At 63.5% G+C, this 12,693-nt stretch carries 11 protein-coding genes; 6 read left to right on the plus strand and 5 right to left on the minus strand.

From position 1 onward, the window contains the following. Window positions 1-22 precede the first annotated feature (22 nt). The 5 genes from WH87_RS15385 (at window position 23) to WH87_RS15405 (ending at window position 5,195) form a co-directional block, all read left to right on the plus strand. Window positions 23-979: an ABC transporter permease gene (locus WH87_RS15385; RefSeq protein WP_046140704.1), complete on the plus strand. Its 957-nt coding sequence runs from the start codon at window positions 23-25 to the stop codon at window positions 977-979. Window positions 980-987: 8 nt separating this feature from the next. Further along, window positions 988-1,809 (plus strand): ABC transporter permease, encoded by an 822-nt coding sequence (locus WH87_RS15390; protein WP_197410826.1) that lies wholly within the window; start codon window positions 988-990, stop codon window positions 1,807-1,809. Then, window positions 1,809-3,497 (plus strand): ATP-binding cassette domain-containing protein, encoded by a 1,689-nt coding sequence (locus WH87_RS15395; protein ID WP_052726653.1) that lies wholly within the window; start codon window positions 1,809-1,811, stop codon window positions 3,495-3,497. Before WH87_RS15390 ends, WH87_RS15395 begins: the two co-directional genes overlap by 1 nt. Before the next feature lie 118 nt (window positions 3,498-3,615). Further along, window positions 3,616-4,356 (plus strand): FadR/GntR family transcriptional regulator, encoded by a 741-nt coding sequence (locus WH87_RS15400; RefSeq protein ID WP_046140702.1) that lies wholly within the window; start codon window positions 3,616-3,618, stop codon window positions 4,354-4,356. Between the two features lie 113 nt (window positions 4,357-4,469). Continuing rightward, window positions 4,470-5,195 carry a FadR/GntR family transcriptional regulator gene (locus tag WH87_RS15405; RefSeq protein ID WP_052726652.1) on the plus strand — a complete coding sequence of 242 codons (726 nt, stop codon included), beginning with the start codon at window positions 4,470-4,472 and terminating at the stop codon, window positions 5,193-5,195. A 16-nt stretch (window positions 5,196-5,211) separates the two neighbouring features. Here WH87_RS15405 and WH87_RS15410 read toward each other — a convergent pair whose 3' ends face one another. The 3 genes from WH87_RS15410 to WH87_RS15420 all read right to left on the minus strand — a co-directional run bounded on the left by WH87_RS15410 (window position 5,212) and on the right by WH87_RS15420 (window position 8,073). Continuing rightward, complete coding sequence (locus tag WH87_RS15410; RefSeq protein ID WP_046139016.1) at window positions 5,212-5,943, minus strand: SDR family oxidoreductase; 732 nt, start codon at window positions 5,941-5,943, stop codon at window positions 5,212-5,214. A gap of 120 nt (window positions 5,944-6,063) precedes the next feature. Next, the gene (locus WH87_RS15415; RefSeq protein ID WP_046140701.1) at window positions 6,064-6,897 is read right to left on the minus strand and encodes an amidohydrolase family protein; all 834 of its coding nucleotides are present in this window, start codon (window positions 6,895-6,897) and stop codon (window positions 6,064-6,066) included. A 60-nt stretch (window positions 6,898-6,957) separates the two neighbouring features. Further along, a complete protein-coding gene (locus WH87_RS15420) occupies window positions 6,958-8,073 on the minus strand; it encodes a mandelate racemase/muconate lactonizing enzyme family protein (RefSeq protein WP_046140700.1) in 1,116 nt (371 codons plus the stop codon). Between the two features lie 281 nt (window positions 8,074-8,354). On the opposite strand from WH87_RS15420, the gene dld reads away from it, so the two are divergent. Then, entirely contained in the window at window positions 8,355-10,076 is a 1,722-nt protein-coding gene (dld, locus tag WH87_RS15425; protein WP_046140699.1) for a D-lactate dehydrogenase, read from the plus strand. A 52-nt stretch (window positions 10,077-10,128) separates the two neighbouring features. On the opposite strand, the gene WH87_RS15430 is transcribed toward dld, so the two are convergent. Together WH87_RS15430 and WH87_RS15435 are read right to left on the minus strand one after the other, a co-directional pair. Further along, window positions 10,129-11,625, minus strand: a complete 1,497-nt coding sequence (locus tag WH87_RS15430; protein WP_046140698.1) for a sugar ABC transporter ATP-binding protein — start codon at window positions 11,623-11,625, stop codon at window positions 10,129-10,131. Between the two features lie 2 nt (window positions 11,626-11,627). Further along, entirely contained in the window at window positions 11,628-12,662 is a 1,035-nt protein-coding gene (locus WH87_RS15435; protein WP_082092734.1) for a sugar ABC transporter substrate-binding protein, read from the minus strand. Window positions 12,663-12,693: the final 31 nt, after the last annotated feature.

Consider the following 12,693-nt stretch of genomic DNA (forward strand, 5'->3'; position numbering starts at 1 on the left):
CCACTTTCAAGGATCCGCCCGCGTGCGACTGCTGCAATTTCTGACGCAAAGGCTGCTGATCTCAGCGGTGACGCTGATCGGCGTTTCGCTGCTGATCTTTGTCGCCATGCGGCTGATGCCGGGCGGGTTCGAAGACATCATTCTGGGCCCCTTTGCCAGCGACGCCGCCCGCGCCGCGACACGCGCCCGCTATGGGCTCGATCAGCCGGTGCTGGTGCAATATGGGCTCTGGCTCAAGGCGGCGCTGGGCGGTGATCTCGGCAGCTCGATGATCAGCCAATTGCCGGTGGCCGACGAAATCCTGCGCCGGGCCCCCGCCACGATCCAGCTGGCGGTGATGGCGCTGCTGATCGCCATTATTGTCGGCGTGCCGCTGGGCGTGGTGTCGGCCGTGGGGCGCAAGGGCAATCCGCTGGTGCCGCTGGCGCGCGGGGTTGGCGTGTTTGGGCTGGGCGTGCCCGACTTCGTGCTCGGGGCCATTCTGGTTTACCTGTTCAGCCGCTTTCAACTTGGCCTCAATGTCGGGGGCTTTGTGCCCTTGGCGGCCGACTGGCAAGCCAATCTGCGGGTGATGACCCTGCCGGCGATTACGTTGGGCGCGTTTGGCGCGGCGCAGTTGCAGCGCGTCACCGATGTGTCGGCGCGTGAGGTAATGACGCAGCCCCATATTCTGGCGGCGATTGCGCGCGGCGATGCGCCCGGGACCATCATTGTGCGCCATGTGCTGCGCAATGCATCGATCCCGGTGTTGACGGCGGCGTCGACGTTTTTCGGCTATCTGCTGGGCGGAACCATCGTGGTCGAGCAGTTGTTTTCGGTGCCCGGCATCGGCCAATATGTCATCACCGCGCTGACCAATCGCGACTATGCCGTGGTGCAGGCGGGCGTGTTGGTGGGCGCGAGCTTTTTCCTGGCGATCTCCATGATCGCCGACATTGCCTATGCCGTGCTCGATCCGCGCGTGGGCGATCCCTCATGATGGCGCGGATGTTGCAGCTCGACCGCCGCATTCTGATCGGCGGGATTATTTTGGTTGTGCTGGTGGCGCTGAGCCTGTTGACGCCCATCCTGCCGCTGGGCGATCCGGCCAAGGTGGCGGCCGGGCCACGGCTGTCGCCGCCCTCATGGCTATTCCCGTTCGGCACCGACCAGCTTGGCCGCTCCAATCTGCCGCGCGTGCTGCAGGCCATTCAATCGACCTGCATTCTCAGCGCGCTCGCCATTGCCTTGACCATGGTGGTGGCAACGCCGCTGGCGCTGTTTGCCGCCTATCGCGGCGGGCTGATCGATCAGGGGGTGATGCGGATTGCCGATGTGCTGTTTGCGCTGCCGCCCATGCTGATGGCCGTGCTGGTGGCCGCCATTGTCGGGCCGGGCTGGCTGGCCTCGGTTGCGGCGATCGTGATGATCTCGCTGCCGCTGTTCCTGCGCATCGTGCGCTCAGCGGCGCTGAGCGTGGCGCGGCGCGATTTCGTCACCGTGGCGCGGCTGAGCGGGGCGAGCCCGCTGCGCGTGGTCTTTGTGCACCTGCTGGGCAATATCATCGGGCCGCTGACCGTGCAGTTTGCCTATGCGCTGTCGGTCGGCATGCTGATCGAAAGCACACTGAGCTTTTTGGGCATGGGGATGCAGCCACCGGCCGCCTCGCTCGGCTCGCTCCTCTTCACCGGCACGCCGTTCATCGCCATTGCGCCCTGGCTGGTGCTGTTGCCGGGGCTGGTGCTGACACTCATCGTCATCGCCATCAACCTGCTCTCGGACGGGCTGCGCCACGCCATCGACCCCATCGAACAGCAGGGGATCGCGTGATGGCTGTGCTTGAGATTGATAGCCTCACCATTCGCTATGGCGGCGCTACAACACCTGCGGTGAACGACGTGACGCTCGCGATTGCGCCGGGCGAAGTCTATGCGCTGGTCGGCGAAAGCGGCTCGGGCAAGACCACGCTGGCCAAATCCATCGCGCGGCTGCTGCCGCAGTCGGCGGACTATGCTACCGGCAAAATCACGCTGGCGGGCGAGGATGTGCTGGGGGCGACACCGGCGAAATTGCGGGCCCTGCGCGCGCGCGAGCTGGCCTATGTGTTCCAGAACCCGATCACCAGCCTTGATCCGACCATGCGGGTCGGCAAGCAGCTGGGCCTGTTGCTGGGTGGTGCGCCTGAGCGCGTGCATGCGGCGCTCGATGCGGTGCGGATTGCCGATCCGGCCAGTGTGGCCAGCCGCTTTCCCCATCAACTGTCGGGCGGCATGGCGCAGCGCGTGGGTGTTGCAATGGCGCTGGCGCGGCGGCCCAAGCTGCTGATCGTCGATGAACCGACCTCGGCGCTGGACGCCTCGCTGACCGCCGAAATTCTGGCCTTGCTGATAGAGCGGCGCGCCAGCGACGGCACCGCCATTTTGCTACTGAGCCACGACCTGCGTTCCATCGCCAAAATCGCTGATCGTGTCGGGGTGATGTATCGTGGCGCGCTGGTGGAACAGGGCGTTACGGCAGCGGTGTTCGCTGCGCCGGAACATGAATATTCGCGGCGACTGCTGAAGCTGGATCACCGCGACGTGCCATCTGCTCCGACCATAACAGCCGATCAGCAAGTGCCCGTAGCGGCAGAGCTGGCGCGCGTCAGCGTTGCCTTTGCCGGACGGGGACGGACCCCGGCGCGGCTGGCGCTGCGCGATATCGACCTCACCATCAGACAAGGCGAAGTGCTGGCTGTGGTGGGCGAGAGCGGATCGGGCAAGACTACGCTGGCGCGGTTGCTGTTGGGGACGCTGCGCCCCACGTCCGGAACGGCGCGTATTCAGGGCATTGCGGCGAACAAGGTGCGCCCGGGCAGTGTCGCCGTGGTGCTGCAAAATGCCGACTGGGCGCTCAATCCACGCCTGCGCGTGGCGAGTTCGCTGCTGGAGCCATTGGGGCGCGGACGCAAGCTCGGCAAGGCCGAGCGGCTGGCCAAGGCACGGCAGGCGATGGAAGCAGTCGGGCTGGCGCCAGACTTGCTGACCCGCTATCCCGGTGAACTTTCTGGTGGACAGCGCCAGCGCGTTTCGATTGCCCGCGCGCTGATTGCCGACCCCGGCTTTATTGTGCTCGACGAGCCGCTGAGCGCGCTCGACGCCGATACGCAGAACCAGGTGTTAGAGGTGTTGCGGGAGACGCAGACGCGGCGGGGCTATGCCGCCCTGTTCATCACCCATGATCTCTCCGCCACGCGCAATTTCGCGCATCGCATTGTGGTGCTCTATGCGGGATCAGTGGTTGAGATCGTGGAGGGCTCGGCGCTCACAGCTCAAGCCCGCCACCCCTATTCGCAGCTCCTGGCGAAGGCTGCCAATGGTGATCTGGCGCCAACCGCACCGATGGCGGCGATCCCTCAGACAGGCTGCGCCTTCGCACCGCGCTGTCCTCTGGCGATTGATCGGTGTCGGGTTGAGGAGCCGGTGCTGCGCCCGATGACAACCGGAGGCGTCGCCTGCCATCGCGTCCATGCAGCCTAAAAGCGGGCCACCGCAATCGGCCATTTCGTCCGCTTGATTGATCGACCTGCCGCTGGCCTATATATAAAGGCAAGTCTTGGAGCGGTTATCGTCCGCAATCGGCAGGGTTAGGAAAAACGTGGCACCGGCAAATTCAGCACGCAAACCCCAGCTCGGCGCGCGTTTACCCCAGCTTGAGTCGACCCGCCTTTATCGCCGCATCGCCGAACTGCTGGAGACGCGCATCAATCAGGGTCTGTTCCCGGTCGGCACGTTCTTGCCTGCCGAGCGCGAACTGGCCGAGCAACTGGGTGTCAGCCGGACATCGGTGCGCGAGGCGCTGATTGCGCTGGAGGTCAATGGCCGGGTAGCCATCCGCCAGGGCCATGGCGTGCAGGTGCTGGCGGGCCCCGACCTGGCTGCGCCCACCACCCCGCCCGATGTCGATATCGGCCCCATTCAGGTGCTGGAGGCGCGCCGCCTGATCGAGCCGCGCATTGCCGAACTGGCTGCTGCCAACCACACCCAGCAAAACCTTGAAAACATGCAGGCGGCCATCAAGCTGCAAAACAGCGCCGCAACCTGGACCGTCGATGCCTACCGTCAGGGCGACCGCGACTTCCATGTCGAAATCGCCCGCGCCAGTGGCAATGCCGCGTTTGAAGTGCTGGTGTCCAAGCTCTGGGAATATCGCACCAAGCCCCTGTTCGAGCGCTTTGAAAACCTGCTGGTCGGCTCGGATCGCCTGGGCAAAACGGCGAACGAACACGACATCATCTACGCAGCCATTGCCGCCGGCGACGCCGCCGAAGCGGGCAAAGCCATGCGCATGCATGTTGAAGCCGTGCTTAGCTCCTTCGTTAAAGGCGACCGCGCCTAACAAAAGCTGTGGCCAAGTGCTCCGCTCTGGTCTGCACGCGCGTACTGGCTAGACCACTAGTCCACTTGCCTTATACGATAGGCTAGTGATGAACCAGTGCAGGTCCGAGCTTCATGTCCCCTCCTGATCCAAGCGCAGCGCGTCTGCCTGTTATCGAGCCCGTGCGGCTCTATCGGCAGATCGCGACGCTGCTGACCGAGCGGATTGCGCAGGGCCTGTTTCCCGTGGGCAGCTTTCTGCCGGCTGAGCGGGCGCTGGCGGGGCAATTGGGCGTCAGCCGCACCTCGGTACGCGAGGCGATGATTGCGCTGGAAGTGGCGGGCAAGGTCACCATTCGTCCCGGCCACGGCGTACAGATCCTGCCGCAGGTGCAGGAGTTTCCCCTGCCGGTGCCGGGTGATGTCGGCCCCATTCAGGCGATGGAAGCACGCCGACTGATCGAGCCGCGCATTGCCGCCAAAGCCGCGACCAACCGCAGCGAGGCCCATCTTGAAGCCATGCAGCGGGCCATGGCCTTGCAGGCGCAGGGCGACACGCCCAAGGATCGCACCTATCGCCAGGGCGACCGGGGATTTCACCTCGAGATCGCCCGTGCCAGCGGCAATGCCGCCTATGAAATCATGGTGCAAAAGCTATGGGACTATCGCGATACGCCGCTGTTTGAGCGGTTCGAAAGCCTGCTGATGAAGCCCGAGCGCGCCGCCGACACGCAGGCGGAGCACGCCGAGATTTTCGATGCGATTGCCCAGCGCGACAGCGCCCGCGCGGCAAAGACCATGCAGCACCACATTGATGCGGTGCTGGCGGCGTTTGTCGCCGGCAAGACCGATATCGGCTAACCGGCGACAGCGTTCGTCAGGCGGTCCAGCCGCCGTCGATGATGTGCACCTGACCGGTGGTGTAAGTGGCGCCGGCGAGATAAACCGCAAGATCGGCAACTTCCTCTGGACGCGCGATACGGCCAATCGGCTGACGCGCGATGAACGCCTTCTGGGCACCTTCAAAGTCGCCGGTGGCGTGCCAGCGCTCGTGCAGTGATGGGGAATCCACCGTGCCCGGGCAGATGGCGTTGACGCGGATATTGGAGGTGGTGAAGTCCGAGGCAATCGACTTGGTCAGCCCGATCACCGCAGCCTTGGAAATCGAATAGGCGGCGCGGTTAGGCACGCCTTTGATGGAGGAAGCGACGGTGGCCATATTGACGATGGCGCCGTCCTTGCGCTCCAGCATTTGCGGCAGGATGGCCTGAATGGTGCGGATCTGCGCCTTGACGTTGAGGTCGAGTGCGAAATCGAGATCCTTATCGCTCATTTCCAGCACATTGCCTGAGTGAACCACGCCAGCGCAGTTGAACAGCACATCAATGCGGCCGATTTCGGCCACGGCCTGCTTGACCGCATCGGCCGACAGCACATCGAGGATACGCGTCGTCACATTGGGCAGACCATCGAGCTCGGCCAGCTTTGCCGCATTGATATCGGTCGCGATCACCTTGGCGCCAGCGGCGACAAAGGCGTCGACCGAGGCGCGGCCAATGCCCTGGGCCGCGGCGGTGATGAGGACGATTTTTCCGTTCAGGTCAGCCATGCGTGTCTCCAACACAATACGATTTGCGGTACGACGCCGAACCGCCAGCCTCTTGGGCATTGCAGCAGAGGACATCGCATATTCTTGGGCCCGATCAATTGGCCAATGGTTCAACCACGGCTAGAGGCCGTAGAAACGCTCGGCATTGCTTGCCCAGATCTTTTGCTGATCGGCTGCGGGCAGAGCCTTAAGCGCCTCGGTGACGACACCGATCCACTTGCCGTAATCGGCAACCAGATTGACCACGGGCCAATCGCTGCCGAACACCAGCCGGTCTGGCCCGAAAATATCGATGATGGTTTCGAGATAGGGCATGACACGCGCAAGCGTCCAATCGGGACCATCTTCGGTCAGGATGCCGGAAAGCTTGCAATGGACGTGGCTGAGGGAGCGGAATTGCTCCATGTCGCGCGCCCAGCTGGCATGCTCGCCCCTGTTGATCATCGGCTTGGCCATGTGATCGACAATGACGGGCAGGTCTGGATAGCGTTCGACGAAGCGGACAGTATTGAGGATGTGGCGCGGCTTGATCAGCACGTCGAAGCGCAGGCCCAGATCGAGCATCTGGCGAATGGTGGGATCAAGATCGGGACGCAGGATCCAGGCATCGTCGCTCAGGTCCTGCAGATAGGGACGAATGCCCTTGAGGCGCGGATTACGCGCCCATTGGGCGAGATCGCGGGCAATGTCAGGGCCAACCATATCGACCCAGCCGACCACACCCTTGATGAAATCATGGCCATTGGCCAGACCGAGGAGATAGCCAAGCTCTTCGGGGGTCGAGCCGGCGGCGACCAGCACGCAACCGTCGACGCCATTGGCGTCCATCAGGGGCTGCGCATCGGCCGGACCATAATCGCGATAGAGCACGGCCTGCTCGGGCGACATCCACAGCGCATAACTGCGCTCCATCGCCAGCGTCCAGAAATGCATATGTGTATCAATGCGCCGCATCAGGGTCCCCTCCCGCTTTGTGGTTCTGGCGGCCTCACAGGTCGGCCGCCAGATCTGTGCTTAGCAACGCTGGCTGAAGGACGCTATGGCGCTTTCGGTCAGTGTGGTGCCGGCGCCGGGCAGTTCGGGGCGCACATAATGGCCGCCCTCGACCTTGATCGGCTCGACAAAGCAATCCTTGATCCATGGAATGTATTCCAGCATCGTCGTGCCGGGATGCCAGTAGGACAGATGCACATGCACCTGGCCCATATCGCCGACATGGGCAACGACAGGCAGGCGGCGGGCATGGGCGCTGTGGGCAACCTGGATATATTCGGTGATACCGGCAACGCGGGTCACGTCGGGCTGCACATATTGCACGGCCTTGGCATCCATGAAGCTGTTGAAGGTCTCAGCCGTGTAGACCTGCTCGCCCAGCGCAATCGGAATGCTGGTGGACTGCGCCAGCGTGGCGTGGGACGCAATATCGTCATACCACATCGGCTCTTCCAGCCAGAACACGTCCAGCGGCTCGGCCCGGGCACAGAAGCGCTGCGCGGTCGGCAGATCCCACTTGCCATTGGCGTCGATGGCAATGGTGACATTGGGGCCAACGGCCTTGCGCACGGCCTCGAAGCGCTCGATATCGACCATTGGATTGGCATGGCCAACCTTGATCTTGAGGCGCTGGAAGCCATCGACTTCGATGGCGCGCTTGCAGCCGTCGATCAGCTTGTCCTTGGGCACAGAGAGCCAACCGATATCGGTATTATAGGCTTCGAGCTTTTCGGACGTGGCGCCGCCCAGAAGCTTCCACAGCGGCAGGTTGGCGGCCTTGGCGCGCAGATCCCACAGCGCAATGTCGATTGCCGAGAGCGCGATATGGGTGACGCCAGCGCGGCCAACCCACTGAATGGCGGGGTAGCGCGCCAGCTTCTGCCACAGCCGGTCACCGTCCTGCGCATCCTCGCCCATCAGCAGCGGGCCATAGGACTTGTCGATGCAGGCCGTCACCAGGCGGTCGGTCTCGAGGTGGGCATGGGTGCCGGTATAGCCATAGCCGAACAGGCCATTGTCGGTGCCGATTTTGACGCCGACCACGCCCCAATGAGTGATGGTGTGGGTGGAATCCGAGATCGACGGCACGTTGACCGGCACATGCAGGATGAACGGCTCAATGGAGGTGATTTTCATGACAGACCTTAGCGATGACATGTTTGCTGCGCGGCTGCGCTGATCGGATGTCCGCCAGCGCCACCAAATTCCTCTAGACCACCAGTGGTCCAACCACTAAACCAATACGCAACGCAATGAAGCCGGTCAATGGTGGATCGGATGCGGTGGCGGGCTCTGGCCGAATGTCCAATTGTGCCGAAACCAGGCAATCGGCAGGGTCCGCACCCAAGCCAGCCATTGCCCGGCGCAGCCAACATCACCTAAACAAGTGCCGCCCTTGCCTATCGGAAGTGAATCCCATGCCTGCTGCCGCCGCAGATGCCTCGACCCAGCTATTGACCGAACTGACCCGCGCGGTCGGCTCCAGACACGTGCTGACCACAGCCCTGCGCACCGAGCGCTACCGCAAGGGGTTCCGCAGCGGCGAAGGCGCGGCGCTGGCCGTGGTGCTGCCCGGCTCGCTGCTGGAAATGTGGCAGGTGCTGAAGGCCTGCGTCGCGGCCGATGTCATCGTCATCATGCAGGCGGCCAATACCGGGCTGACCGAAGGCTCCACCCCCAGTGGCGACGACTATGACCGCCCGGTGGTGATCATCAACACGCTGCGCATGGACCGCATCGACCTGCTCGACGAGGGCAAGCAGGTGCTGAGCCTGCCCGGTGGAACCCTGTATCGACTGGAAGATCTGCTGCGCCCGCTTGGCCGCCAGCCCCATTCGGTGATCGGTTCGTCCTGCATCGGCGCCTCGATCATTGGCGGCATTTCCAACAATTCCGGCGGCTCGCTGATCCAGCGCGGCCCCGCCTTTACCGAACTGGCGCTCTACGCCCAGGTCGACGCCAATGGGGTGCTGTCGCTGGTCAACGAGCTCGATATCAATCTGGGCACCACGCCAGAAGAAATCCTCGGGCGGCTGGATCGGGGCGATTACACACCAGCGGATGTGGCCGCGAGCACGCGCCGCGCCAGCGATGGCGACTATAGCGAACGCGTGCGTCAGATCGATGAGGCGAGCCCTGCGCGCTTTAATGCCGATCCACGACGCCTGTCGGGCGCATCGGGCAGCGCGGGCAAGCTGGCGATTTTTGCTGTGCGCCTCGACACCTTCCCGCAGGACGGCAAGGATCAGGTGTTCTACATCGGCACCAATACCCCTTCGGTCCTCACCGATCTGCGGCGTCACCTCCTGGCAGAATCTGAGCAATTGCCCATTGCCGCCGAGTACATGCACCGCGACGCCTTCGACATTGCCCGCATCTACGGCAAGGACACGTTCGTCCTGATCAACACCTTCGGCACCGGCGTCATGCCGCGCTTTTTCACCCTCAAGGGGCGCATCGATGCGCTGCTCGCCAAGGTGCCGTTGCTGCCGAGCAATCTGCTCGACAAAGTGGTGCAGCACGCTTCGCGCCTCTGGCCCGAAATCGTGCCCAAGCGGCTGATGGAATATCGCGACCGCTACGAGCATCATCTGCTGCTCAAGGTCTCGGCGGGTTCCGCCGATGCGGTGAAAGCCTATCTCACAAGCCTGCCGACCGACCAGAACGGCGGGGCCGACTGGTTCGCGGCGACACCAGAGGAAGGGCGCAAGGCGTTTCTGCTGCGCTTTGCGGCGGCGGGCGCGGCCATCCGCTACGCCATCATGCATGAAAACACCGTCGAAGACATGGTAGCGCTCGATATCGCCCTGCCCCGCAATGCCCGCGACTGGCTGGAAGAGCTGCCCGAGCCACTGGCCAGAAGCTGCGAGACCAAGCTCTATTACGGGCACTTCTTCTGCCACGTCTTCCATCAGGATTATCTGGTGCGCAAGGGCACGGACCTGAAGGCCTTCAAGGCCGATATGCTGGCTTTGCTCGATGGGCGCGGCGCGGAATATCCCGCTGAGCACAATGTCGGCCATGTCTACGCCGCCAAGCCCGAACATCAGGCTTTTTTCAAAAGCACCGATCCGACCAACAGCTTCAATGCCGGCATCGGCAAAATGTCCAAGCACAAGCACTACGGTTGCGACTGCTGAAACGCAAAAGGCCGCCGGTTTCCCGGCGGCCCAGCAACCCTTCGACGATGGATCAGGCCGCGGCGACGCCCGATACGGTGCCGAGAAGGCTGAGCTTGTTGAAACCGGTGCTTGGACCATCCGCCACCACCCTGCCTGCGCGGAAGCAGACCACACGGTCAGCAACATCGAGCAATTCCTCAAGATCGGACGAGCTGAGGCAGACAGTGATGCCCTCATTGGCCAGCGTGCGCACCAGCTGATGGATTGCTGCCTTGGCCTTGACGTCGACACCGCGCGTAAAATCGCTGAGCAGCAGAATACGCGGGCGGGATTCAAGGTTGCGCCCCAGCAGGACGCGCTGCTGGTTGCCCCCCGACAGCCTGCCGACCCGCTCATACAGCGCATTGGTGCGCACACCCACCTCTTCGAGACGCTTTTCGGCGATGCCATCCAGCGTGCTTTTGCGCAGCCAGGAAAACGGCCGCATACGCCCGACGGCAGCCGTCGCGATATTGTCGCTGACCGAGCGATCCAGCCACAGGCCACCCTTTTTGCGATCGGGCGGCATGTAGACGATCCCAGCGCGAATGGCGTCGATGGGATGGCGGAGGCGCAGGGCTGTGCCGCCCAGATCGACTGAACCATCCACCGGCACGACACCGCCAAGCATTTCCATCACCGTGGAGACACCCGAGCCTTCGAGCCCGGCCAGCCCCACGACCTCGCCCTGTCGCAGGGACAGATCGAGGTCTCGGACGCCCGGCGCCGAGCCCCGCAGCGTGAGCGCCACCGGCGCCTTGAGCGGGGCCGCATTGGCATTGACCCGGTGCTGGGCATATTGCCCGACCATGGCCTCGGTCACGGCGGCAATGTCGGTGTCCGCCGTCGCCCAACGACCTTCGACCCGGCCATCGCGCAGCACGGTAATGCGGTCGGTGAGCTTGAACACCTCATCGAGCCGGTGCGAGACAAAGATCACCGCCGCATCCTTGGCCACGATGGAACGGATGGCTTCGAACAGGCCCTCGGCCTCGGGCTGGGACAGCGAGGAAGTTGGCTCGTCGAGCACCAGCACACGCCCGCCTGAGCAGAGCGCGCGGGCGATTTCAACGATCTGCTGCTGCGACAGCGGCAGGTCGCCGACACGCCGCCGCACATCGATATGGGCCCCAAGCCGATCCAGCACCGCCTCGACGCGCTGCCGACGATCCTTCCATGGCACGAAGGCAAACGGGGCTGCGGGCAGAACGCTGGCGAAGATGTTTTCCTCCACCGAGCGATCAGGGAACATCATCAATTCCTGATGCACCACCGCCAGGCCCGCCTTGCGCGCCGCCTGGAGAGAACCACCCTTGATGGCTGTTCCGGCCACCGCGACGGAGCCGCTATCCGGAGCGTGAGCCCCGGATAGCACGCCGATCAAAGTCGACTTGCCGGCACCATTGGCCCCCAACAGGCCGTGCACTTCCCCTGCCGCAATGGACAGGGAGACGTCATCGAGAGCCCGGAACGCGCCAAAGCTCTTGGAGACGTTCTGTACGGCCAGAAGTGGTGATGCCTGTGTCATGCTTAGCCGCGGAACCGTTCTTCGCGAATGAGGAACGTCTCGACGTTGTCCTTGGTGACGATCTCATTGGCGAGGTAATAGTTGCCGCCCGGCAGATCGAGCTTGGGCGCGCCGAGCACCACACGCTGGAAGCCGTACATGATGGGCATGTAGCCCTGCATGTAAGGCTGCTGACCGACGGTGGCGTCGACATAGCCATCACGGATCAGCTCAAGCGTCTGGTACAGCATGTCCGTGCCCACGATTGGCAGGGAATGACCCGAGCTCTTGCGCACCAGACCTGCCGCCGCCGTATCAGGACCGCAAAGCGGCATGATGGCCGCCAGATCTGGCGTGGCGCGCAGGATATCCTGCATGGTGGCGATTTCGCTGGCCATGTCGGCTGGGTTGGTATTGTAGACGCCAACGTCTTCGAGACCACCGGCGGCAGTGCCGAGACGGGCACCCTGCACGCGCTGGTCAAGACCGAGCGAGCCGGGAGCGCAATTGGTCATGGCGACCTTGCCCTTGCCGCCCGCGAGCTTGGCCAGCAGCTGCCCCTGCACTTCGGCGGCGCCAACGAGATCCTGACCGAAATACAGCTCACGCGCGCTATCGGGGGAATCGTTATTGGCGGTCAGCACCAGAACGCCGGCCTCCATGGCCTTCTTGATCGGCGCGATCCAGGCATCGGGTTCAAACAGGATCACCACGATCACCGAATAGCCGGTGTTCACCAGCTGCTGGAACTGGGAGATCTGGTTGACGGTGTTGCCATCTGGCACGCCGGTCCACAGCACTTCGATGCCCAGCTGCTTGCCGGCGTCCTCGGCGCCTGCCTTGAGCGGTGCAAAGAACGGATTGGTGGTGCCAGCGCAGGACACGGCCATCTTGATGGGCTTGTCGTAATAGCTGTCGCGCCAGGTCTTCCACTCGGGCGCGTCTTCAGCGCGCGCAACCTGGGTACCTGCTGCGGTGGCGATGCCTGCCGCACCTGCAAGGCCCAAGAGCCGTGCAAACTGGCGCCGGTCCATGCCGGACTTCTCCGATGACGTCATAGTTCTTCTCCCTTTTGATCGTTTTCAGGCT

The organism is Devosia epidermidihirudinis (genome assembly GCF_000971295.1).
GTDB classification, from domain to species: Bacteria; Pseudomonadota; Alphaproteobacteria; order Rhizobiales; family Devosiaceae; genus Devosia; species Devosia epidermidihirudinis.